The following is a 25,172-nucleotide window of genomic DNA, read 5'->3' as shown; positions in this document are numbered from 1 at the left end:
CAGGCGCCAGGCCGGCTGCGGACAGGAGCTTCGGTGAGCAAGATCCCCTTGAGTAAATTGCCGATGGTCGGCGTGCTCTTCTGGACGATCAAGATCGTGGCGACCACGCTGGGTGAGTCGGTGTCGAACTTCGTGTCGATGACGCCCCTGAACCTCGGGTACGCCACCAGCGCACTCGTCTTCCTGGCGGCCTTCGCCCTCACGCTGACCATGCAGTTGAGGACCGACCGGTTCCGTCCTGTGGTGTTCTGGTCCGTGATCCTGACGACCAGCATCGTGGGTACCGCGATGTCGGACTTCATGAACCGCACCGCGGGCCTGGGGTATGCGGGTGGCGCGACCGTCCTGACGAGCCTGCTCGTCCTCGTACTGATCGGGTGGCGGGCGACCGGCCAGACCATGGACGTGGAACGCATCGCCACCACCAAGGGCGAGATCCTGTATTGGAGTGCGACGCTCGTGTCCAACACGCTGGGCACCTCCAGCGGGGACTTCCTCTCCGACGGTCTCGGCATCGGATTCCGCGACAGCGCCCTGGTGCTGGGCGGGGCGATGCTGCTGATCCTCGCCGCACACTACGTGTCACCGATCTCCGGCACCGTGCTGTTCTGGGCGGCCTACGTCCTGACCCGCCCGCTCGGAGCGGTCGCCGAGAACGCCGTGGAAAAGCCTGTGGCACAGGGCGGCCTCGGGGTGGGGACCACCCTCACCTCCGGCGCCCTGCTCGCTGTGCTGGCGATCCTGGTGGGTCACCAGCAGCTCACGCAGCAACGGCAGACCCGCACGCTGGACGACGCTCCCCGAGCTGAAGGGCAAGCCGATCATCAGCCGGAGGCGGCTCCACGGCGGTGACAGCAGGCTGATCGTCCAGGACCCGGACGCCGGGCGCCTGCCGATCGTGGGTGGCGCTACTCTGGTGCTCGGCTGTGATCGGTGATCGCAGCGCGGCGGTGGGGCTCGCCGTACCCGAACCGCGGCATCGGTGCCGCCAACAGTCCCTACTTGCGATGGTGCGTGCCCGCACACGTGCGGGCCCCGGCGAGTAGGAGACGTACGTTCATGACTGCCCCGAACCCCAAGGTGGCGGACGAGCCCACGGATCCCGGCGTCGATCTCCGCGTGCCCGCCCAGCGGCGGCAGCAGTCCTGGCGGGCGCAGGGACCGATCGCGGCAGTGGTGGCCGTCGGCGCGGCGGTCGGGGCGTGCGCACGGTACGGGGCCTCGCTGGTGTGGCCGGCCGCTGCGGGTTCCCTTCCCTGGATCCGCGAGCGTCACGACGACGAAGAGAAAGAGCATCACGCTCCCCACCACCCCGGCCGCCCACCGCAGCAGCGCGAGGAGCGCTGCGTAACAGGCCGAGACGATGAAGACCCAGAGGCAACCCACGGCGACGACGTGCGGCGCACCGACCTCGTTCAGCATTGTCGGCGGAAGCTGCTGCACCGGTGGCGCGGTGCCGGCCCGGAGTCCGAGCGGGGGTGGGTGCCTGCCACCGCCCTCGGCGGAGTGTGGCTCGGGCGGGAGGATCCGAGCGGCGGCGCCGTGGTGACACTCCAGTTCCTCGACGGGGCCGTCGTCGCCTACACCGCCCGGCCCGACCGGTCCCGGTAACTGCGTGACGGATTCGAGGCACTGCTGCCCACCCACCACCCGGTCCCCACGGCGATGCCACATCATCCCGGGCCACCTCGCAGCTGACGGTGATCGACGTCGCCGCGCCCGCACTTCCCGTCCCAACTCCCCGTCTCAGGAGTCGATACGACCATGTCCATCTTCAGCAAGCGCATTACCGTCCGGCTGTCCCAGCACCGTACGGCCGACAGCCCGTTCGGGCCGATACGGATCAGCTACGACCGCCGGCCCTCCGTCATCGCGCTCGTCCAGGGACCCGGCATGCCGACCGTCACGGTTCGGCCCGACCGTGAGCACGGCTGGATCAAGGTCGACGGACAGGTGGTGCCCACACGCCGGGGAAGCGACAGCCGCTGGGCCCTGCGCCGCAGAACGCGCACCCGCACGGCCGTGGTGGGGGAGCGCACCTACGAGTTGCGGCCCACCGGCCTGTGCCGGGCCCGCCTCCTGCGCAACGGCACACCCATCGCCGAAGCGCACGGCGCCCTGAGCTCGTACGGCCTCTTCCGCACCATCCCCGGCATCGACGCCCGGCTGATCTGGTCCCCCGGCCTCGATCCCTACGACGTGGCGATCGGCCAGGCCATGGTGGTCGCCTTCGGCGCGGGCGCACCCGGCGCACTGGCCTCGCTCGTCGCCCTCGGGTTCGACTTGGCCGGCTCTTGACGCACCACGTCGCCTCCGTGATCAACGGCGGCTCCCGGCCCGGCTTGTACGCCGACGCTCTGGCGTCAGTCGCCTGCCGTCAGTCGCCTGCTTCAGTCCTCGTAGTGGTCGCCGGAGGTGCCGTTGCGCGCCTGACGCCTACTCACCGACCGCTACGCGCACCACTGTCGCCGCCCTTGCGCACCTAGCTGGCGAAGGCGCACTGGGACGCGGATCAATGATGCCGTGATTCCCTTGCGCGAGGCGCTGCCTGATTAACTTGCCCCCTGCCGCATGTGCGGCACGGGGAGGGGGACATGAGCGGGGAGACCGTGCGTGTCGGCGGCCGAAGCGTGGCCCTGGACCAGGCCAGGCAGTGGATAGGGCAGTACTTCGACGCAGAGGCGAACCGGTCGGCCGCGGCCGCCGCGAAGGGCAGACCGTATGCGTTCCCGGTCTACGACCGGATGGACACCGGCAGCGGGCCGAACGAACTCAACGACGGGGACCTGCTGGCACCGGTGCTGCTGAACGTTGCGCCGAAGCTACATGCCGTCCTGAACCTCCAAGCTGTGCGCCCGGAACTTGAGGCAGTGCTCGCGGCGATCCCGCCGAGGCTCACGCTGCAGGATGCGGTCGCCTCCGGCGTGCACGCGGAGCCATTGCGCCGCATCGGCGGGCTGCTCGACGGTCCGGCCCCGCTCCGCGGAGTGGGCGGAACGATTTTGATGAAGATCATGCACCGCAAGCGTCCCCTGTTCCTGCCGCTCTACGACACCCAGGTCTACGCCTGTTACTGCGGGCCCGGTGCTCACTATCCGATCAAGAAGTCGCCCCGGCGCACCTGGGCGGAGTTCCTCCGACTGCTCGGCGACGCCGTGGCGCGCGACCTGGACGAGCAGCCCGATACGTGGAAGACGCTGACGGGTTGCGCCCCGGACGACGTGAGCGTGCTGCGCGTTCTGGACGTCGTCGCATGGAACCTCGGCGGCGGGCGCCGGGTTCATACTCCTGAGCCCGGCGACCTGAGCGGCGGCCCGGAGCAGTGAGGCGTGGCCGACGCTCTGGAGGCCAAGCGCGGTCGGCCGCGGCCTCGTGACCGCGACTTCGACCTCGCCAAGCTCCGCGCTTACCTGCGTGAGCTGCAGCTCGGCGGCCGGTAGGTCGACGCCGACTCCGCCGCCGGCTGGTGGTGCTGACCGGGCAGGCGTCGAGGTCCATCGCCGATCCGGCGCTCCCCGGCCCTGGCTGGCTACCCTTGGGGCCGCAGGTCGGGTGCGGGCGCGGGTGCGACCCCGTGATCGAACATGTCTGCGACAGCCGTTATGCTCACGAGCGGCAAGGCCGTAGCGCAGAGGTCGTCGCGCCCTAGCTGCGAGCTGGAGGACGTCGGTTCGAATCCGACCGGCCTTGCCACCCTTGCGATACCGCCGTCCGCCCCGTGCCGGGGCGTCGGCCAGGACGGACCGGTGGAGTGGTGATGACGCAGCCGACGCCCGTACGCTGCCCTGCTGTTGAGTACCGGGACATTCCGCTCGCCGAACCGGTGCGACTCGATCAGCTCCTCGTCCGGCTGGAGTCGCCGCTCCCCGTCGCCGCGGACGAGACGTTTCCGCTCGGCACCGTACGGGCGGACGGGCGGGTCGATCTGTGCAAGCAGGGACTTGGGGCGGCCGGTGTCACCAGGTTGCTGCCCGTGGCCGCCGCTTCGCCGCACGCGGTTCACCTGCTTCTGGGAACGAACGCCATCGGGGACCGCGGCGCCCGTACCGTCGCCGGTGCCCTCGAGCCCGGGCACGGGTTGCGCACGCTTTACCTCGGCTGCAACCGGATCGGTCCGGACGGCGTCATGGCCCTCGCCGAGGCGCTGGCCTCGGACGAAACGGTCCACGCCCTGTGGCTCAAGCGCAACCCGGTCGGTGACGACGGTGTCCGCGCCTTGGGCGCGATGCTCCGCACCAACTCCACGCTACGCACCCTCGACCTGGTCAACACGGGGGTCGGCCCCGACGGACTGCGCGCCCTCCTGGAGGCCCTGACAGGACGCTCCCGTCCCGTGGAGCGGTTGTTCCTCGGGGGCAACGGGCTCACCGCCGAGACCGCGCCGCTGCTCGCCGCGCTCGTCCGCGACGCCGGGGTCCGCGAGCTGTACCTGCCCGCCAACCACCTCGGCGACGAGGGCGCCGCCGTCCTTGCCGCGGTCGCCGGCGACCCCGGGCGTCCGGTCCGCCTCGGCCTGGGCGGTAACGGCATCGGGCCCGCCGGCACACAGGCACTCGCGGAGGCCCTCGGCGGCATCGAGGTGCTCGACCTGGGCCGTCCGCCGTCCGAGCGGAGCCTCGGCGCACCCGCCAACACGATCGGCGACCCGGGTGTCCACGCCCTGGCCGCGGCCCTGCCCGGCAGCCCGCTGCGTCGCCTGGAACTGCGGCACACCGGCCTGACCGGACGAGGCGCCAAGGCCCTGCTGTCCATGGTGGAGGAGCGGTCCTGCCTGGAATACGTGGGGCTGGGGCCGGGTCTGCCGCGCAAGGTGAAGCGGTCCTTCGCCCGCTGCCTGAGGCCTGCGTCCGCCGTGCACCCCGATCTGCGCATGATAGGGAGCGTCTACCGGTGACCCCGCGCGCGGTCCCCGCGGCCTTCCCCCGGGACGAGCAGTCGTCCTGGCGGCGCATCCGGCGCCATGCCGTACCCCGGTGGATGATCGAGCAGTCGGAGCAGCACCGCCGTGCCGGTGACTGGGCCGGAGCTTGTGCCGTCTGCCTGGTGGACGTCACCTTCACCCTGGACGACATCTCCCGTACGCACGGCCGCCAGGTCGCCGTCCGGCTCGAGGAGGACCTGCGGCACCTGGTGCCCGACCTGGTCCGCTGGCATCTGCCCCGGGCGCTGGGCGGGCGGACCACGCTGGCCACGGCGCGGACCGTCGTCCTGGCCGGTTACGGCGCCGACGACGCGCAGTTGCACCTGACCACGCCCTCGATGACCAAGGGGCCTCAGCGGGTGTCGCTCCGATTCGGGAAGCCTGGCCTCCGGACCGGGGCATACCGTTCGGCCCCCGGAACCGAGGACTGGACCGTGGCCCGCCACTTGTGGGACGCCCGGTACGCACACGAGCTCCGGGAGCGCTGCGGCGGCGGCCCGGACCGCGCACCCTTCTTCCGCCCCGACGGCACCCTGCGCGATCCGGCCGAGCTGCCGGTCGAGGACCCTGGTCCCGACGACACCGCCGCCCGTACCGAATGGATCACGCTGCTCCGTGAACGGGACGGCGTCGAGGCCGGGTTCGCCGCCGCAGGCATCGGGCTGGACCTGGCCCCCGTCAAGATCAACACGTGGCACGAGAGGGAACCGCTCCCCATCGTGGAGCGGCTGGCACTCGACCTGGCCGGCATCGACCGTGAACTCCGGCGCATCACGGCGCGCACCGGTGAGGAACGGTGGCTCGTGGCCGGCGACTGGCTCAGCGCCGTACTCCTTGAACGCATGTGCCCGGGAGGTGACTTGGCAGTCCGGGTGGTGGGCCGCGCGGAAGCCGAGCGAACGCGCGCCCTGGCCCAGGGCGTCTGGCGGCGGCTGCCCGATCTCGACCTGCTGCGCGTCGGGGGAGTGGAGCCCCGTCACCTGCACCCCTTGGTCGCCTCGTCCCTGTTCCCCCGACTCCCCGTCGGCGAAGGCCCCATCGGTCCGCCCGGGCCCGGCGCCCCACAGTCCGTCCGCGTACGCTGCCGGGGCGCGGCCTGGCATCGACTGACCCTGCGTGAAGGGCGGCTGGACATGCCGCACACCGAGGAGGAGCAGCGTCGGGAGCAGGCGATGCGGGCCTTCGGCGGCGCGGTCACCGGCTGTTTCGCGGTTCAGCAGGCGTGGCGGTCGGGCGAGGGCCGGCTGCCCAAGGCGCTGCGGGTCCAGCGGCAGGAACTGTTCCTGTGCGTGGAGCACGGCGACACCCCGAGAGTCCTGACCCTGCTGGACGCGGGCATGGATCCGCACGTCCGCGATGCGAGAGGGCGCACGCTGCTGCATGTGCTGCACCTGCTGGAACACGAGGTGTTGCTGCCTCGGCTCCTGGAGGCCGGCCTCGACCTGGAGGCGAAGGACAGACAGGGCCGCACGCCCCTGTACTCGGTCGTCCAGGACGGCGGTTCGCGGGCGCTGGTGGAAGCACTGCTCACGGCCGGCGCCCGGATCGACGTCGTCGCCCCGACCGACGCCTACAGCGGGACGGATCTGTCGCTCGCCCAGACGATCCGGCGGTACAAGCGGACCGACCTGGACTTCCTCGCCCAGCGGGTCCGCGCCGAGCACCCGGGCATCGGCAACGAGTGGTGGGACGAGTATCGCGACGAGTACACGGACGAGGACGAGAACCAGTGACGACCAGCCCCCTGGACGCGGCGGACGACCTCAACGCCCGCCTCCGCGCCCGCCGTGGCGAACCCTCGGCCAACCCTCAGCTGGAGGCGCTGTCCCTGGCGGTGACGGCCAATCAGCCGGTGCTGCTGTGGGGCGAGCCCGGTATCGGGAAGTCGGCCGGCATCGAGCAGCTCGCCGCCGGGCTCGGCTGCCCGCTGGAGACCGTCATCGCCAGCGTCCACGAGCCGTCCGACTTCGCCGGGCTGCCGATCGTGGGCGACGACCCGGCCACCACCGGTGTGCCGATGGCCCCGCCGGACTGGGCGGTACGACTCCGCCGCGCCGGACGTGGCCTGCTCTTCTTCGACGAGCTGTCCTCCGCCCCGCCTGCCGTGCAGGCCGCCCTGCTGCGCGTGGTCCTCGAACGCCGCGTCGGCAGCCTCGTCCTGCCCGAGCCGGTCAGGATCGTCGCCGCGGCCAATCCGCCGTCCAGCGCGGCCGACGGCTGGCACCTCAGCCCGCCGCTCGCCAACCGCTTCGTACACCTCCACTGGACGCACGACCCCCGCACCGTCGCTCGCGGGATGACGGGCACCTGGCCACAGTTCACGGTGCCGGTCGTCGACCACGCCAAGGTGCCGGGCGCCGTCGCCCGTGCGCGTGGGGCCGTCTCCGGTTTCCTCACCGCACGGCCCGGTCTGGTCCACCACCTGCCGGGCGACGCGGAGTCCCGCGGCCGCGCCTGGCCCTCGCCGCGCACCTGGGAGATGGCGCTGAAGCTGCTCGCAACCGGGTACGCGACGGGAGCCGGCCACGAGGCGGTGGCCGCCGCGCTCACCGGAGCGGTCGGTGACGGGGCCGGAATGGAGTTTCTGTCCTATCTCGAGAACCTCGATCTGCCGGATCCTGACCGGGTCCTGGCCAACCCTGACGCCTTCGCCCTGCCGGAGCGGGGGGACCGTCAGCTCGCCTTCCTCATCGCGGTGGTCGCCGCGGTCCAGAGCCACCTCACCCGCGAGCGCTGGGAGGCCTGCTGGGCCGTCCTGGCCAAGGCCGTCGACCGAGGGGTGCCCGACGTCGCCGCCCGCGCGGCGGTCGATCTGGCCGCGCTGCGGGACACCGACTGGCGTGTGCCGGACGGCATCGAGGCGTTTCTCGGCCTGCTGCAGCTGTCCGGCGCGCTGCCCGGCGGCAACTGACCCGGACGGCGAGGACAAGGCGCATGACGCAGCCTCACGGGGCACCGGTCCGACTCGACATGACCAAGCTGCTCGCCGCCCGCTACCGGGCGGCGACCGACCGGCCGTACCTCGCCTCCGCGTTGTACACCCTTACCATCGTGCCGAGTTCGCAGGTCCCGACCATGGGAGTGGACCGTCACTGGCGCTGTTACGTCTCGCCCGGGTTCGTCGAGACCACGCCGGTCGCGGAACTGGCCGCGGTGTGGATCCACGAGGTGGCACATCTGTTGCGTGACCATCACGGCCGTGCCGGCCGACTGCCCGCGGGTGACCAGCGGGACGCTCGCCGGCTCAACGTCGCACAGGATTGCGAGATCAACGACGACCTGATCGCGGACGGCCTTCCGCTGCCCACCGGCCGGATGGAGCCACGCCTCTTCGGCCTGCCCACCGGCGGCATGTTCGAGGCATACCTCTCCCAAATACCGTACAGCCGCGACGTGGTGCTCGACTGCGGCTCGGGAGCCCATGGCTCTCCGGCACCGTGGGAGCTCGACGGGAGCGACGGTCCCGCGCGGCTCGGACCCGTCGAGGCGGAGGCGTTGCGCCGGATCACCGCCGAGGCGATGCGGGCCCATCAGCGGGCCCGGGGTGCCCTCCCGCATGGCTGGCAGCGCTGGGCCGACGAGGTTCTGGAGCCCACCGTGGACTGGAGGCAGGTTCTGGCCGGGGCCATCCGCGAGGCGGCGGCCTGGGCAGGCGGGGCCGTCGACTACACCTACCGTCGTCCGTCGCGCCGTACCCCGGCACTGCGCGGCGTCGTCCTTCCCAGCCTGCGTCGGCCGCTTCCCCGGGTGGCCGTGGTCGTCGACACCTCCGGTTCGATGGGGAAGGAGGAACTCGACGCCGCCCTCGGAGAGATCACCGGTGTGCTGAGTGAGGTCGGGGTGCGCGGCAACCGCGTGACCGTGCTGGCCTGCGATGCCGACGTGCAGGCGGTGTCCCGGGTCACCTCGGTGGACGAGGTCGCGCTGGCCGGCGGGGGCGGCACCGACATGCGGGTGGGCATCGACGCGGCACTGGCACGGCCCGACCGTCCCGGCATCGTGGTCGTTCTCACCGACGGACTGACCCCGTGGCCGGCGGAGCCCGCCTCCTGCCGGTTGATCGCCGCACTGATCGGTGAGGGGGCTCACCCTCCACCGTCCTGGGTGGAGACGGTACGGGTCGGCGGCAGTTGAGCGCGGGGAGGCCACTGCTCCTGCGTGAAGCTCCGCCGGGCGGGGCACGCGACGCGGCCGGCATGCCGGGAGCTCTGGGCTTGCACGCCACCTGACCTGGTCGGACCAAGTGCTCGGCAGCCGCAGCGGGGGTGCATCCGCTGACGCACGAACTCCGCCCGTTCGTCGGGGGATTCGCGAGTGCGCCTTCGGCGCCGGCGAGTTGTCCAGCGGGCAGTCAACTCCTGTTGGACACACAGCGTTTACATGTGTTCGACCCGTCGACCGGTGGGACTTGCTATGGTGTTACTCGTTGGTAGCAAGCTGAGTGGGGGGACACGGGAGACCTGTGGCCATCTCGCCGCCGGGCGAGTGGCGAGACGGATGACCTGGCAAGGGGGCCGGGTCGACGGCTTCTGTGTGTGAGTGTCACGCGGCCGTCGAACTCCAGTTCCCTCATCCGTCGACCCGGACAGGTGGGACTCGATACATGGCTCGTTCCCTGGTCGAATTACTGACCGTACACGCCCAGCAACAGCCCGACAGCACCGCCTACCGGTACCTCCTCACCGGCGACTGCGACGGGGACACCCAGGAGATCTCCTACGGACAACTGGCCCACCGCTCCCGGGCCGTCGCCGCCTGGCTTCAGGACCGCGGCCTGGCCGGCTCGCGCGCCCTGCTGCTTTATCCGCCCGGCCTGGAGTTCGTGTCCGCCTTTCTGGGCTGCCTCGCGGCCGGCGTGGTCGCCGTGCCGGGCGTGCCCCCGCAGGGGCGGTCGCAGAACCACCGCGCTCTCATCCGGATGAAGCGTCTGATGACCGACTCCGACGCCAAGGTGGTCCTCGGAGGCCGCGAGGTCGTCCGCGCCTTGCGCACATGGACCGAGCACCTGCCCGACCTGGACAGGTTCCCCCTCGTCGCCACCGAGGACATTCCCGACGACGCGGCCGGCTCCTGGCACGCCCCCGACCTCACCGCCGACTCGGTGGCCTTCCTCCAGTACACCTCGGGCTCCACCTCCGCCCCGCGCGGTGTGGTGGTCACCCACGGCAACCTGCTGGACAACGAGCGGATCATCACCGAGCGGATGGGGCACACACCGGACGCCCTCGCGGAGCACGGCCGGGAACTGATCCTCAGCTGGCTCCCCGTCTACCACGACATGGGCCTCATGGGCCCGGTGCTGAACACGCTGTACCTGGGCGCCACGGCCACGCTCTTCTCGCCGCTGCACTTCCTGCAGAGCCCCGATCGCTGGCTGACCGCGATCAGCCGTTACCGGCCGCACACCAGCGGCGGCCCCAACTTCGCCTACGAACTGTGCCTGAAGCACGCCACCGCCGACCTGGTCGACAGTCTCGACCTGAGCGCGTGGAAGGTCGCCTTCAACGGCGCCGAACCGGTGCGCGCGGCCACGCTGCGACGGTTCACCGAGACCTTCCGCGCGGCCGGCTTCCGCCGTGAGGCGTTCTACCCCTGCTACGGCCTGGCCGAAGCCACCTTGATGGTCACCGGCGGCGCGGTGGACGCCCCGCCCACCCTGCTGGAGGCCGCCGAGGCCGGCCCGCACGCCGGCGAGGCGGACGCGGCCGCCGTGGGCTGTGGCCGGCCCGAGACCGGGATCACCGTGGTGATCGCCGACCCCGAACGGCAGGAGGAACTGCCCGAGGGCGAGGTCGGCGAGATCTGGGTCGCCGGCGCGAGCGTCGCCAAGGGCTACTGGCGCAACACCCTCGCCACCCGCGAGACCTTCCGCGCCACCCTGACCGGCCGCGAGGACCGCTTCCTGCGCACGGGCGACCTCGGCTTCCTGCGTGACGGCGAACTGTTCGTCACCGGCCGCCTGAAGGACCTCGTCGTCATCGACGGGCGCAACCACTACCCGCAGGACCTGGAGCTGTCCGCGGAGTTGTCCCACCCGGCACTGCGGCCCGGCTGCACCGCGGCCTTCTCCGTGGACGCCGGCGGTGTGGAGGGCGAACAGGTCGTCGTGGTGGCCGAGGTGGCGCCCGAGGCGGCCGGTGAGGGCGAGAAGATCACCGACCTGGTGCGCAGCGCGATCGGCCAGGCCCATGGCCTGTCGGTACGGGACGTGGTGCTGGTCCGCCCCGGCACCATCCCGAAGACGTCCAGCGGGAAGATCCAGCGCCGCGCATCCCGGGCGGCCTACCTCGACGGCACCCTCGCCCTGGTCGACGTGCCCGTCACGGGATGACCCCGCCGCCGTCGGCGCGCCCGCCCGCGCCGGCCGCACGTCCGCCCTCCGCGGCTGTACGCCCCCCGACTTCAGCCTCACGTCCGCCGACTTCAGCCGTACGTCACCCGATGTCAGCCGTGCACCGCTGCCCCACGCGGTCGTGCGGAATCCGCCCGCGTCACCCTTGCTGAGGACACCTGCCCAGATGCCTGCGAACGAGCCCCTGAAGCAGTCCACCATCACGCCCCTCACCACCGCCGAGGACGTACGGGCCTGGCTGGGGGCGGCCGTCGCCGAGGCCGCCGGGCTCGACCCGCTGGCCGTCGACCCGGACCGGCCGATCGCGGAATTCGGGCTGGGATCACGGCAGTTGGTGACGTTGGCCGCCGAACTCTCCGCACGGACCGGCCGGACCCTGGAGCCGTCGCTCGTCTTCGACCACCCCACGATCGCCGCGCTGGCCGACGCGGTCCTCGGCGAGCCGCCCGCCCCGGCGGTCGGCCCGGTCTCCGCCGAGGCTCCGCCGCGGCCGGCGGACGACGGCATCGCCATCGTCTCCATGGCCTGCCGCTTCCCCGGCGGCGCCGACGACCCCGAAGGACTGTGGCGGCTGCTCGCTGCCGGTGCGGACGCCATCTCCGAGGTACCGACGGGCCGTTGGGACACCCAGGGCCTCTACGACCCCGACCCCGAAGCCACCGGCAAGGCGTACACGCTGCGCGGCGGCTTCCTCGACGGCATCGACCGCTTCGACGCCGCCTTCTTCGGGATCTCGCCCCGCGAGGCCGACGCCATGGACCCGCAGCAGCGGCTGCTGCTGCAGACCAGCTGGGAGGCGATCGAGCGGGCCGGGATCGTCCCCGGGACGCTGCACGGCAGCTCCACGGGCGTCTACATCGGCCTGTACGACAGCGGTTACCTCGCCTCCGCCTCGCTGGCCCAGCTCGACGGGCACGTCGGCACGGGCTCGGCGACCAGCGTGGCCTCGGGGCGCATCGCCTACACCCTCGGACTGCAGGGCCCGGCGGTCACCGTCGACACCGCCTGCTCCTCCTCCCTCGTCGCCCTGCACCTGGCGGCCCGCGCGCTGGCGGCAGGTGAGTGCGATCTCGCGCTCGCGGGCGGCGCGAGCCTGCTGGTGACGCCGCGGGGACACGTGGAGTTCAGCAGGCTGCGCGGGCTGTCGCCGTCCGGGCGGTGCAGCCCCTTCTCGGCCGACGCGGACGGCGTGGTGTGGGCCGAGGGCTGCGGTGTGGTGCTGCTCAAGCGGCTCGCCGACGCTCGCCGCGACGGCGACCGGGTGCTCGCCGTGGTCAAGGGTTCGGCCGTCAACCAGGACGGCCGCAGCCAGGGGCTGAGCGCCCCCAGCGGCCCGGCGCAGGAACGGGTGCTCCGCGCCGCGCTCGACGCCGCCGGACTCGCACCGGACGACGTGGACCACGTAGAGGCGCACGGCACCGGCACCCGGCTGGGCGACCCCATCGAGGGCCGCGCGCTGGCTGCCGTCTTCGGACCGGGCCGCGCCGACCGGCCTCTCGGCCTCGGCTCGCTGAAGTCCAACATCGGTCACACCCAGGCCGCCGCGGGCATCGGCGGCGTGATCAAGACCGTGCTCGCCCTCGGCCACGAGCTCATGCCGCCGTCCCTGCACGCCGAGACCCTCACGGAGCACGTCGACTGGGCCGGCAGCGGCCTGGCCGTGCACGGCAGCGCCCGGGCGTGGCCGCGCGGCGGCGACCGCGTGCGGCGGGCCGGGGTGAGCGCGTTCGGCATCAGCGGCACCAACGCGCACGTCGTGCTGGAGGAGGCACCGCAGGACGTCGTCGCACCGGCCGGGACGGAGGCGGAGCCGACCGGCCCGACGCTCTTCCCGCTCTCCGCCCGCACGCTCCCCGCGCTCCACGGTCAAGCCGACCGACTTCACGCACGTCTCGTCGCGCAGCCGGAGTTGCCACTGCCCGCCGTGGCCGCGACGCTGGCCCACCACCGCTCCCACTTCGAGCACCGTGCCGTCGTCCAGGCGGCCGGCCGGGACGAACTGCTGGCCGCGCTGCGGGCCCTCGCGGAGGGCCGGCCCGACCCCGGCCCGACCGCCGGCCCCCGGCGGACGCTGCCCGCGGGCAAGGTGGCCTTCGTCTTCCCCGGCCAGGGCGCCCAATGGGCCGGCATGGCATGTGACCTGCTCGAACGCGATCCCGTGTTCGCCGACGAACTCGACCGCTGCGACGCCGCCCTGCGACCGTTCACCGGCTGGTCCACGACGGCGGTCCTGCGCGGCGAGGCGGGAGCTCCGTCCCTGGACCGCGTGGACGTCGTCCAGCCGGTGCTCTTCGCGGTGATGGTGTCCCTGGCCGCGGTGTGGCGGGCCCGTGGTGTCCGGCCGGACGCCGTGATCGGGCACAGCCAGGGCGAAGTGGCCGCGGCCTGCGTCGCCGGCGCGCTCAGCCTCAACGACGCGGCCGCGGTGGTCGCCCTGCGCAGCCGGGCCCTGACCGAGCTGTCCGGCACCGGCGCCATGGCCGTCGTCGGCCTGCCGCACACCGAGGTCGCCGCCCGACTCGACGGTCTCGGCGGCCGGGTATCGGTCGCCGCCGTGAACAGCGGCCGGGCGACCGTGATCGCCGGTGACGTGGAGCCGCTGGAGGGCCTGCTCGCCGAACTCGACCGGGAACAGGCCTTCGTCCGCCGCCTCGACGTCGACTACGCCTCCCACAGCGCCCGGGTCGAGCCGGTCCGCGCGACGATCCTCGACGAGCTCGACGGCGTGACCACGTCCCCCACGTCGGTCGTCTGGTACTCCACCGTCACCGGTGAGCCGGTCACCGGGGAACTGGAGGCCGACTACTGGTACACCAACCTGCGCGAACCCGTCCGCTTCGCGCCCGCGGTGGAGCGCATGGCGGCCGACGGCTACCGCCACTTCGTCGAACTCGGCCCGCATCCCTCCCTGCTCACCGCCCTGCACACGATCGGTGAGGAATCGGGCCACGAGCTGGTCGCCGTCGGTTCCCTGCGCCGCGACGAGGACGGACCCGCCTGCCTGGACCGTGCCGCCGCCGAACTGCACGTCCACGGACGGGGCGTGGACTGGCGGCGCCTGGTCGCCGACACCGTATGGGCGGACCTGCCGACCTACGCCTGGGACACCCGGCGTCACTGGATCGAACCCGAGTCCGCTCCGGGCGGGCCCGGCCTGTTCGACCGCGCCGCGCACCCGGTGCTCGGCGTCCAGTTGCAGTCGGCCGACGAGACCCGCTGGACCTTCCGCAACGAGTGGTCCCCGGCCACCGCCGACTGGCTGTCCGACCACACCGTGTTCGGGCAGACCGTGGTGTCCGGCACGACCCTGCTGGAGCTGTGCCGGGCCGCCCTCGCCGTGGCCCGCCCGGACGACCCGGCCGACGTGACCGACCTGCTGCTGCTCGCGCCCCTCGTGCTGCCCGCCTCAGGCACGGTCGAGGTGTCCGTCGAGGTGGTCACCGCCGGCCCGGCACCGGAGATCACCGTGCACAGCCGCCCGCGCGGCCAGGCCACCGGCTGGACCCTGCACGCCACCGCCTCGGCGGCCGGGGCGACCCCGGTGCCGGGGCGGCCGCCGGAGTGGCCGGAGGGGGCGGAGCCCGCCTGGAGCCCGGACACCTACGAGCGGCTGACCGGGCTCGGCCTCGGCTACGGTCCGGCCTTCCAGGGCGTACGGGAGGCGGTGGTGACCGGCGCGGGCGAGCTGCTGGCCCGGCTGTCGCTGCCGTCCGTGGCCCGCGACCCGGCCGACCCCTACCCGGTCCACCCGGCCCTGGTGGACGCCGCGCTGCACGTGGCCGCGGCCCTCGAAGAGGGCGCCGCCGCCGACGGCCGGGTGCTCCTTCCGGTCTCCGTGGGCCGCGCCGCGCTGTCGCACTGCGGCACCGACGACCTCACCGTGTCCGTGCGGAGCACCGGCGCCGCCGGCAGGGATCTCACCCTGGACGTGACGCTGTGGGACGCCGACGGCTTCCCCGTGGGCCGGCTGGAGGGGGTACGGCTGCGGGCCGCGAGCCCGGCGGACCTCGCCGGCGGTTCGGGCAACGGGCGGCACCTGTACGAGGTGGTCTGGACGGCCGCGCCCGAACCGCCCGTCGAGGCACCGGCCGGTGACTGGACCGTCGTCGGCGATCCGTCCGACCCCGACGTCGCCGCGGCCCTGCGCGGCCTCGAAGCCGCGGGGATCCAGTGCCGCGACACGGGTGGCGACGTGCTCGTGCGGTTCTGGCCACAACCGGCCGAGGACGCCGAAACGGCCGCCGCCGCACGGCAGGTGACACAAGCCGCGCTGGCCGAACTGCAGACACTCGCCGGACAGGAGGAGGCACCCGCCCGGACCATCTGGGTGACCCGCGGCGCGGTCGCGGCCGACGACCGGGACACCGTGCCGGGCCTCGCCCAGTCGACGCTGTGGGGCCTGGCCCGCAGTGCCCGTGCCGAGCATCCGGACCTCGGGCTGACGCTGCTCGACCTCGAGGACACCGATCCCGCGGCTGCCCTGCTCGCCGCCGTCGCTCACCGGGACGAGCCCGAACTCGCCGGGCGCGCGGGCACCTACCTCGTGCCCCGGCTCGTGCGCGCCCGCGCCGCCGACACGGACCGCGCACGGACACCCCTCGACGGCACCGTACTGATCACCGGAGGCCTCGGCGCCGTCGGACGCCACATCGCCCGGCTCCTCGCCGAACAGGGCGTGCCCCGCCTGCTGCTGACGTCCCGGCGCGGAGCCGACGACCCCCGCACGGCCGAGGTCACCGCGGAACTGACGGCGCTCGGCGCCGAGGTCGAGGTGGCGGCCTGCGACGTCGCCGATGCCGCGGCCCTGGCCGACCTTGTCGGTCCCGTCGTCGGCGAACTCCGCGGCGTCGTGCACTGCGCCGGCGTCCTGGACGACGGGGTGGTCGCCGAGCTGACCCCCGAACGCCTCGCGCGGGTGCTGCGCCCCAAGGCCGACGGCGCCGCCCATCTGCACCGGCTCACCGCGGACGCGCAGCTCGACCTGTTCCTGCTGGTGTCCTCCGCCGCCGGTGTCGTCGGCAACGCGGGCCAGGCCAACTACGCCGCCGCCAACGCCTTCGTCGACCAGCTCGCCTTCCATCGGCGTGCGTTGGGACTGCCCGCGGTGTCGCTCTCCTTCGGCGCCTGGGCGGGCGAGGGCCTCGCCGCCGAACACGCCGACCTGGAGCGGATGGCCCGCCTCGGCCACCGCGCCCTGACTCCGGAACAGGGCCGCGACCTCGTCGAACTCGCGCTGCGCCGGGGCGCCCCGCACCTGGTCGCCTGGGCGCTGGACCTGCCCCGCCTGCGCGAGACCACGGCCGGCGCGGGCGGCGGTGCGGCCGCGCTCTGGCGCTCGCTGCTGCCCGCGCCCCGCACCGGGCAGGACGGCGCGGACGGCCTCGCGGACCGGCTGGCCCGGCTGCCTCGGGCCGAGCGCGCCGACCGCGTCCTGGCCCTGGTCCGCGAGGAGGCCTCCCGCGCCCTCGGTCTGCGCTCGGCGGAGTCCGTCCGCGCCGACCAGCCGCTGCGCGACCTCGGCATGGACTCGGTGACGGCGGTGGAGCTCCGCAACCGCCTCGGTGCCCGCCTCGGCTCCCGGCTCCCGGCCACCCTGCTGTTCGACCACCCCACCCCGGCCCGCCTCACCGAACACCTGCTGGCCACCGTGACCGCGACGAGCGGCCCCACCGCCCACCGTCCCGCGCCCGCCACGCCGCACACCCGCACCACGGCGCACGACGAGCCGGTCGCCCTGGTGGCCATGGCCTGCCGCCTGCCGGGCGGCGTGGGCGACCCGGAGGAGCTGTGGCGGCTGGTCGCCGAGGGCCGTGACGCGGTCGGTCCGTTCCCGGCCGGGCGCTGGGACGTCGAGTCGCTGTACGACCCCGACCCGGAGACGCCGGGCAAGTCGTACGCCCGGGAGGGTGGCTTCCTGGACGACATCGAGTCCTTCGACGCGGGGTTCTTCGGCATCACCCCGAAGGAGGCCGCCGCCATGGACCCGCAGCAGCGGCTGCTGCTGGAGACCGCGTGGGAGGCGCTGGAGCGCGCCGGGATCGTGCCCGCCGAACTGGCGGGCAGCACCACCGGCGTGTACGTCGGCATGTTCGGCAGCGACTACCTGTCGGGCTCCCGGCTCGACCAGTTGGACGGGTACGTCGGCACCGGGTCGGCGCTCAGCGTGGCATCGGGCCGGCTGGCGTACGCGCTCGGGCTGCACGGCCCGGCGCTGACGGTGGACACGGCGTGCTCGTCGTCGCTCGTCGCGGTGCACCTGGCGGCGCAGGCGCTGCGGTCGGGCGAGTGCGACCTGGCGCTGGCCGGCGGTGTGACGCTCATGGTGACCCCGCAGACCTTCGTGGAGTTCAGCCGGCTGCGGGGCCTGTCCCCGACGGGCCGCTGCCGCTCCTTCTCCGACGACGCCGACGGCGCCGTCTGGGCCGAGGGCGCCGGCATGCTCGTACTGAAGCGGCTGAGCGACGCGCGGCGGGACGGCGACGAGGTGCTGGCGGTGCTGCGCGGCACGGCCGTCAACCAGGACGGCCGCAGCCAGGGCCTGTCCGCACCCAACGGCCCGGCGCAGGAACAGGTGATCCGGCGGGCCCTGGAGCTGTCCGGCCTCGAACCCGCCGACATCGACCACGTGGAGGCGCACGGCACGGGCACGACGCTGGGCGACCCGATCGAGGCGAACGCCCTGGCGCAGGTCTTCGGTGACTCCCGCGCCCCGCACCGCCCGCTGTACCTGGGCTCGCTCAAGTCCAACCTCGGGCACACGCAGGCCGCCTCGGGCATCGCCGGGCTGATCAAGGTGGTGCAGTCGCTGCGCCACCAGATGCTGCCGGCCACCCTGCATGCCCGCACACCCAGCCGGCACGTCGAGTGGGACGGCAGCGGTCTGAAGCTGCTGCAGCAGGCCGTGCCCTGGCCGGCGGCGGGCGAGCGCGTCCGGCGGGCCGGGGTCAGCGCCTTCGGGATCAGCGGGACCAACGCCCATGTGATCGTCGAGGAGGCCCCACCGCCCGCGCCGTCGCACGAACCCACCGGCGAACTCCCTCACGGAAAGCGGGTGTTCGTCCTGTCCGGGCGGAGCGAGGCAGCGCTGCGCGGCCAGGCCGCACGGCTGGCCCGGCACCTGACCGGGGACACCGCGCTGCCGGACGTCGCCTACACCCTGGCCCGGCACCGCAGCCACTTCGCCTGGCGGGCGGCGGTCACGGCGGGCGACGCCGACGAACTGCGCGCCACGCTCGACGCGGTGGGCAGCGGACGGGCGCAGCCGGCCACGCCGCGCGAGGAGGAGACGGGCAAGGTGGCCTTCGTCTTCTCCGGTCACGGAGGCCAATGGCCGGGCATGGGCGTGGAGTTGCTGGCCGGCTCGGAGGCGTTCCGCGAGGAGCTGACCCGGATCGACGAGGCGGTGCAGCGGCACGTCGGCTGGTCGGTGCTCAACGCGCTGCGGGCGCCGGAGGAGTTCTCCCCGCTCCACCGGACCGAGTGCCTGCAACCGGTGCTGTTCGCGGTCAACGCGGCGCTGGCCGCCGCGTGGCGGCAGCTCGGCGTGGCCCCCGACGCCGTGGTCGGACACAGCCTGGGCGAGATCACCGCCGCCTACAGCGCGGGCGCCCTCGGCCTGGACGATGCCGTGGCCGTGGTGACCGGGCGGGCCCAGGCCGTCGTCCCGCTGGTCGGGCAGGGCGGCATGGTCGCGGTGGAGCTGCCGCGGGCGCAGACCGAGGAACTGCTCGCCCCGTACGCCGACCGGTTGTTCGTCGCCGCGGTCAACAGCGCCGGCTCCACGGCCGTCTCCGGCACCGCCGACGCCCTGGACGGGCTGCGCCGCCACCTGGAGGAGCATGGGATCACCGTACGACGGCTGTCGACGCCGTTCGCCTCGCACACCCCGCTGATGGACCCCCTGCGCCAGGAGTTGCTCGACCGCTTCTCCGGCATCCGGGGCGAACAGGCGCCGACCCCGCTGTACTCGACGGTGCTGGCCGAACCCGTCTCCGGCGACCGGCTGGACGCCGAGTACTGGTACGCCAACCTCCGGCAGCCCGTCCGTTTCGCCGACACCGTGCGACGGATGCTGCAGGACGGCTACCGCTACTTCGTCGAGCTCAGCCCGCACCCCTCGCTGTTGTCGTCCATCGAGGCGGTGGCGGCCGAAGCCGGGATCGACGTGGCCGGTGTCGGCTCGCTGCGCCGTCAGCAGGACGACCCCGACATCCTGCTGCGCAGGGTCGGCGAGTTGTACGTCGCGGGCCACACGCCCGACTGGCCGGCGCTGTTCCCGCAAGGCCGTCGCGTCGATCTGCCGACGTACCCCTTCGCCCGCGAACGCCACTGGCTCACGCCCGCCCCGGCCACCGCCACGGGCTCCTCACCGGTCCTCGGCACGCACGTCGAGTCCAGCGACGAGCCCGACCGGCACCTCTTCCAGAGCGACATCGACCTGCGCGACAGCCGCTTCGCCTATCTGAGCGACCACCGGGTGGACGGCGAGGTCTGGCTGCCCGGGGCGGCCTTCCTCGGCATGGTGCTGGAGGCCGCCACCGCGGTGCAGGACGGCCGCCAGGTCCAGCTGAGCGAGATCGAGTTCGTGCAGCCGTTGCGGCTGGATCCCGAACGACCCGTACGGGTGCAGCTGGTGCTGCGGCCCGCGCGGGACGGCTTCCGGTCCTTCACCGTCTCCTCCGCGGCCGCCGGTGAGCGGCGCCCGCGGTGGGAGCGGCACGTCAGCGGACGCGTCGCGGTGACCGGCGAGCAGCCCCCGGCCGACGAGCCGGTCGACAGCGTGCGGCTCGACGCCGTGCGTGGGCAGTGCGCGCAGGACGTGGACCTGCCGGCGGTGTACGCCGCGCTGAGCGCCCTCGGCATCGACTACGGCCCCGCCTTCCGGGGCCTGGAGCAGGGCCGCCGCGGCCACTCGGCGGCCCTGGGCCGACTGGCCGCCAGGCCCGCCGCGGGCCATCTGCTCCACCCCGCGGTCCTCGACGCCGCGTTCCACACGGCCGCCCTGCCCGGGAACGCGCCCGAGGGCCGGGCGTTCGTGCCCGCAGGGGCGGAACGGCTGCGGTTCACCGGCCTGCGCACCGCGCCCGCCTGGGCCGGCTGCGAACTGCGCTCCGTGTCCGGCGACACCGCCACCCTGGACCTCAGGATCTGGGACGAGGACGAGCAACTCCTGCTGGAGATCGAGGAGTTCCGGCTGGCCGCGCTCTCGCCGCTGGACGGCGCCCTCTTCGAGACCCGCTGGCACCCGCGCCCGGTGGCGCAGGAACCCCCGGTCCAGGGCAGCTGGCTGATCCTGGCCGACGACACCGGTGTGGCGGACGCGCTCGGCGAGCGGCTCGGCGCCTCGGTGCCGCACGTCGTCGCCCGCAGGGGCGGCGCCTTCGCCGCCGAGGGTCCCGGCCGTTACGTCCTCGATCCGGCCGACCCGCACCACCTGTCCCGGCTGCTGGAGGAGGCCTTCGCGGACGGGCCGCCCGAGCAGGTGGTCCAGCTGACCGCCCTCGACGCCCCGGCGATCGGCGGCGCCGGATCGGCCGAGCAGGCGGCGCGGCTGTGCTGCCTGAGCACTCTGCACCTGGTGCGCGCCCTCGCCGGCCGCCCGCAGGGCCGGGCTCCGCGCCTGTTCGTGGTCGTACGCGGCAGCCAGGCAGCCGGCGACAGCACCTGGGTGACCAACCCGCAGCAGGCGCTCGCCTGGGGCTTCGGGCTCGCGGTGGCGCAGGAGTACCCGGAGCTGTCGACCACCCTGATCGACCTGCCGCCCACCGACGGCGTCGACGCCCTGTGGACCCAGCTCAGGCACGCCGACGACGAACGGCTCGTCGCGCTGCGCGAAACCGGCCGCCTGGTGCCGCGCCTGGCCCACACCCGTCCGGACGACGGCGGTCACGGCGAGACCTCCGTGGAGGGTGTGCACCTGATCACCGGCGGTCTGGGCGGCCTCGGCCGCGTCGTCGCCGAGCGACTGGTCCGCCGCGGGGCCCGCCGGCTCGCCCTCATGAGCCGGGGCGCCCCCGACGCGGAGGCCGGCAACTGGATCACGGGTCTGGAAGAGCGGGGCGTCACCGTGCACCTGGCCCGCGCCGACGTCGCCGACCGGGAGAGCCTCACGGCCGCCCTGGACGCCGTACGGCACGCCTGCGGTCCGATCGCCACGGTCGTGCACGCGGCCGGTGTCCTCGACGACGCCACGGTGGCGAACCTGACCGACGACCGCGTCCTGCGCGTCCTCGCCCCGAAGGTCCTGGGCACCGCCCTGCTCACCGAACTGATCCCGGAGGCCCGGAGCCTGGTCCTGTTCGCCTCCGCGGCCGGACTCCTCGGGTCGGCCGGGCAGAGCCCCTACTCGGCGGCGAACGCCTTCCTCGACGCCTGGGCACACCACCTCTCCCGCACCGACCGCCGTGCGCTGAGCCTGGACTGGGGTGCCTGGGCCGGTGCCGGCATGGTCGCCGGGTCCGGCACCCGGGCCGCCGAGACAAGCCGCTCGGGCCTGGTCGCCTTCTCGCCGCAGGAGGGAGGCGAGCTGTTCGAGCGGGTCCTGGCCACCGCCCGCCGCCAGCTCGCTCCGATCGCCCTGGACCAGGAGATGCTGACGCTCGTCCCCGACGCCGTGCGCACCCGCCCGATCCTGGGCGATCTGGTCACCTTCCCGACGGGCGCGGCCGCCTCGGACGACCTCGTCAAGAAGGTGTTCGCGGCGACGACCGACCAGGACCGCGCCACCTGGCTGGAGGCGTACGTCCGGGCCCGGGTCGGCGAGGTCTCCGGAGGAGCGGTCGACGTGTCGGCGACCACGGCCCTGAAGGAACTGGGCCTGGACTCCCTGATGCTGGTGCGGCTGCGCAACGCCTTCGTCCGCGAACTGGGGGTGGAGCTCCCGACCGCGGACGTGTTCGCGGCGTCCGACATCCGCGGCCTCGCCCAGGCCCTGGCCGAGGGCCTTCCGGAGCGGGGCGCCGTGGCGCGGCGGGACTCCGGCGACCTCGCCGGGGAGGTCCCGGAGACCGAACTGCGGCCCGCGACGCGCGACGTCGTACGCCTGCTGCGCAGCGCCCGGCCGGGCATGCCGGACGCGGCGCACGGCATCGGCCTCGCCGTACGGCTGACCGAGCCGACCACCCCGGAGACGCTCACCGGCATCCTCAACCGGCTCGTCGCGCGACACGCGGCCCTGCGCACCGCCGTCGTCACCGGGGAGGAAGGCGTCCGGCAGTTGCGCGTGGACCGGGAGCCGGCGGAGCCGGTGCTGCGCTGCACGGCCGCCGATGGCCCACTCGACGGCGCCCAGCACCTGCGCGCCCTGCTGGAGCCGCCGTTCGACCTGGCGACGACACCACTGTGGCGGTTCGAGCTGGTGGACGGCGGTGCACACGGCCAGATCCTGGTGTTCGGCGCCCACCACGCGGTCAGTGACCTGCAGTCGCTGCTGCTCGTGGCCGGGGAGGTCGACGCGGAACTGTCCGGCACCCCCCTCGACGCCGCCGTCACCAACCGCGACATCGCCCTGCTCGTCGAGGCCCAGCAGGGCGGTGAGGGCGCGGGCGCCGAGTGGCGCGAGCACTTCCACGGCAGCGAACGGCTCGACCTGGAGCTGGCCCGGCCGCGCCCGGCGACCCGGTCGTACCGGGCCGGCAGCGTGACCGTGACGATTCCCGACGGGCTGATGGAACGGGTCGCGGCGGCCGCGAGCCGGCTGGCCGTCACTCCCGCCGCCTTCTGCCTCGGCACCCTGACGGTGCTGCTGGCCGGAAAGCGGGAACGGGAGCGGTTCGTGCTCGCCGTGCCCGTGGACACCCGCATCCACGCCGACGCGTACGACGCGGTGGGCTTCTTCGGCGTGCCGGTGCCGTTCCCGGCCGAGGCCCGCGCGGGTGAACAGGTCGCCGAAGTGCTGCGCCGCACCGACGCGCGCCTGCAGCGGGTCCTGGCCAAGGGCGCCATGTTCTCCGACGTCCTGGCCACCCTGGCCCGGCAGGGCCTGCACCGGGAGAACGCGCCCCTCGTCGAGGTCTACTTCAACTACGTACGGTCCTCGCGCCGCCTCACCCGGCTGGAGGTGCTGCCGGCCGGCACCGGCTACTCCGACCTCGACCTGATGATCACCATGACCCCGGACGCGGCGAGTGTCCGGCTCGACCACAACCTGGACGTCCTGGACGCCACGGCCACCGCCGAGCTGGGGGAGGAGTTCCTGCGGTTGCTGGGGGAGGCGGCTGAGGACCCTGCGGCACCGGTGCGCGCCGGCACGCGGGCACCCGCGGGTACGGCGCCCGTACCTCGCCGGTCCCTGGCCCTCGCCGGCACCTTCGCCCTCGGCAACCTCCCGCTGATGTGCGAGGCAGCCGTCGAGGACGGGGCCGGGAACGGCGAACCGGCGATCACCGAGGCGCCGTACCACCACGTGCTCGCGAGTCTCCAGGACCCCTCGGGCGTCTTCGCCGACCCCGCCACGGCGGTGGGTGCGGTATTGCTGCGCGCGGTGGACCTGGAGCGCTTCGGCCCGGTCGACGACGCACTGCTCGCCGAGCTGCGCACCGCCTACCCGGCCGCGCTGAAGGCCCTGGCCGAACGCACCCGCAAGCCGCTGATCGTCGGCTTCCTGCCCGCCGCCCGTCAGGAGTACCGCCTGATGCGGTGGGAGCGCGACGTCGCCGCAGACCTCGCCGGCCTGCCCGGCATCGCGGTGCTCGGCCCCGACGACTGGACCCGGCACCACCCCGTCGCAGAACCCTTCGACGAGCGGACCGAGCGGCTGGCCCACCTGCCCTTCACCCCGCCCTTCCAGGCGGCCGTGGCGCTGCGCCTCGCCGACGTCGTACGCGCGGTGCTGCGCCCCGCGCCCAAGGTGATCGCGGTGGACGGCGACGAGACCCTGTGGGGCGGGGTCGCCGGCGAGGTCGGCCCCGAGGCCGTCGACCTGACCGGTCCGCGCGCCCTGCTCGCGCGCAGGCTGCTGCAGTGGCGCGAGGCGGGCGCGCTGCTGGCGCTCGTCAGCAACAACGACGAGGCCACGGTGCGCGCCGTCCTGGACCGCCCGGACAGCCTGCTGAAGGCGGAGCACTTCAGTGTGCTGTCGGCCGCGTGGGGACCGAAGCCGGGCCGCCTGGCCGAGGCCGCGCGCACGCTCGGCCTCGGCCTGGACAGCTTCCTGTTCCTGGACGACAACCCCGCCGAGATCGCCAAGGTGCGCTCCGCGCTGCCGCAGGTGCTGTCGGTGACCTGCCCGTCCGCGGACGAACTGGAGGAGTTCCTGGGCCGGTTGTGGCCGCTGGTCCCCGCGGCGGCGACCGCCGAGGACGCGCTGCGGGCCCGGTTCTACGCCCAGGAGCGGGAGCGGGAGGCCGTCCGCGAAACCGCCGGGTTCGAGGAGTTCCTCGCACAGCTGGAGCTGGAGGTCGGCATCCGGGCGCTGTCCGAGGCCGACGTGCAGCGGGCCGAGCAACTCGTGCGCCGCACCAACCAGTTCACGCTCCACTCCCGGTCGGCCGACGGCGGCGACGTCGCCCGGTGGCGGGAGCAGGGCGAGGTGTGGACGGCGGCGGCCCGGGACCGCTTCGGCGACTACGGCCAGATCGCCCTGCTCGCCCTGCGCGCGGACGGTGACCAACTCGAGGTCCTGGCCTGGTTGATGAGCTGCCGGGCGCTCGGCCGAGGAGTCGAGGAGCGCCTGTTGCAGTGGCTGGCCGACCGCGCCGAGGAACTGGGCTGCGCGAAGGTCCGGCTGACGGCCGGGCGAACGGAGCGCAACGTACCGGCGCGGCGACTGGTGGCCGCGCTCGGCGGCGGTGACCAGGACGACGAGCGCCTGGAGGCCGTGGTCACACCGGACCACCTGAGGGCGTTCCGGTCCTGGGAACAGCGGTGAGGACGTCCCGCACCGGCCGGTGAGGACTTCGA

Annotated in this window: 10 protein-coding genes and 1 tRNA gene; all 11 read left to right on the top strand. The window is 73.8% G+C overall.

The window, feature by feature from the left end:
• The first annotated feature begins 33 nt into the window (after positions 1-33).
• Positions 34-852, top strand: a complete 819-nt coding sequence (locus ACFYZB_RS12310; RefSeq protein WP_388757551.1) for a hypothetical protein — start codon at positions 34-36, stop codon at positions 850-852.
• Positions 853-1,059: 207 nt separating this feature from the next.
• The gene (locus tag ACFYZB_RS12305; RefSeq protein WP_388757548.1) at positions 1,060-1,611 is read left to right on the top strand and encodes a hypothetical protein; all 552 of its coding nucleotides are present in this window, start codon (positions 1,060-1,062) and stop codon (positions 1,609-1,611) included.
• 153 nt (positions 1,612-1,764) lie between these two features.
• Positions 1,765-2,298, top strand: a complete 534-nt coding sequence (locus ACFYZB_RS12300) for a hypothetical protein (protein WP_388757545.1) — start codon at positions 1,765-1,767, stop codon at positions 2,296-2,298.
• A gap of 296 nt (positions 2,299-2,594) precedes the next feature.
• Entirely contained in the window at positions 2,595-3,326 is a 732-nt protein-coding gene (locus ACFYZB_RS12295; RefSeq protein ID WP_388757542.1) for a DUF6308 family protein, read from the top strand.
• Positions 3,327-3,617: 291 nt separating this feature from the next.
• Positions 3,618-3,693 (top strand) — tRNA-Arg (locus ACFYZB_RS12290).
• A gap of 64 nt (positions 3,694-3,757) precedes the next feature.
• On the top strand, positions 3,758-4,894 hold the full coding sequence (locus ACFYZB_RS12285) for a gala protein (RefSeq protein ID WP_388757539.1): 1,137 nt from the start codon (positions 3,758-3,760) through the stop codon (positions 4,892-4,894).
• Positions 4,891-6,654: an ankyrin repeat domain-containing protein gene (locus ACFYZB_RS12280; RefSeq protein ID WP_388757537.1), complete on the top strand. Its 1,764-nt coding sequence runs from the start codon at positions 4,891-4,893 to the stop codon at positions 6,652-6,654. The genes ACFYZB_RS12285 and ACFYZB_RS12280 overlap by 4 nt, the downstream gene beginning before the upstream one ends.
• Positions 6,651-7,832 carry an AAA family ATPase gene (locus tag ACFYZB_RS12275; protein WP_388757534.1) on the top strand — a complete coding sequence of 394 codons (1,182 nt, stop codon included), beginning with the start codon at positions 6,651-6,653 and terminating at the stop codon, positions 7,830-7,832. The genes ACFYZB_RS12280 and ACFYZB_RS12275 overlap by 4 nt, the downstream gene beginning before the upstream one ends.
• Positions 7,833-7,855: 23 nt before the next feature.
• A complete protein-coding gene (locus ACFYZB_RS12270) occupies positions 7,856-9,055 on the top strand; it encodes a VWA-like domain-containing protein (RefSeq protein ID WP_388757532.1) in 1,200 nt (399 codons plus the stop codon).
• 469 nt (positions 9,056-9,524) lie between these two features.
• Positions 9,525-11,252, top strand: coding sequence for a fatty acyl-AMP ligase (locus ACFYZB_RS12265; protein WP_388757530.1), 1,728 nt, complete (start codon positions 9,525-9,527; stop codon positions 11,250-11,252).
• A 187-nt stretch (positions 11,253-11,439) separates the two neighbouring features.
• The gene (locus ACFYZB_RS12260) at positions 11,440-25,140 is read left to right on the top strand and encodes an SDR family NAD(P)-dependent oxidoreductase (protein WP_388757527.1); all 13,701 of its coding nucleotides are present in this window, start codon (positions 11,440-11,442) and stop codon (positions 25,138-25,140) included.
• Positions 25,141-25,172: the final 32 nt, after the last annotated feature.

It is taken from the genome of Streptomyces sp. NPDC001852 (assembly GCF_042891825.1).
Classification (GTDB): Bacteria; Actinomycetota; Actinomycetes; order Streptomycetales; family Streptomycetaceae; genus Streptomyces.
The sequence above is the reverse complement of the archived record's forward strand: the minus strand, read 5'-3'. Positions and strand labels throughout refer to the sequence as shown.

What these genes read in the sequence shown, in the direction of transcription:
- ACFYZB_RS12305 (WP_388757548.1), top strand. Translation starts at nt 1,060, where the DNA reads ATGACTGCCCCGAACCCCAAGGTGGCGGACGAGCCCACGGATCCCGGC.
- ACFYZB_RS12285 (WP_388757539.1), top strand. Translation starts at nt 3,758, where the DNA reads ATGACGCAGCCGACGCCCGTACGCTGCCCTGCTGTTGAGTACCGGGAC.
- ACFYZB_RS12300 (WP_388757545.1), top strand. Translation starts at nt 1,765, where the DNA reads ATGTCCATCTTCAGCAAGCGCATTACCGTCCGGCTGTCCCAGCACCGT.
- ACFYZB_RS12260 (WP_388757527.1), top strand. Translation starts at nt 11,440, where the DNA reads ATGCCTGCGAACGAGCCCCTGAAGCAGTCCACCATCACGCCCCTCACC.
- ACFYZB_RS12270 (WP_388757532.1), top strand. Translation starts at nt 7,856, where the DNA reads ATGACGCAGCCTCACGGGGCACCGGTCCGACTCGACATGACCAAGCTG.
- ACFYZB_RS12295 (WP_388757542.1), top strand. Translation starts at nt 2,595, where the DNA reads ATGAGCGGGGAGACCGTGCGTGTCGGCGGCCGAAGCGTGGCCCTGGAC.
- ACFYZB_RS12265 (WP_388757530.1), top strand. Translation starts at nt 9,525, where the DNA reads ATGGCTCGTTCCCTGGTCGAATTACTGACCGTACACGCCCAGCAACAG.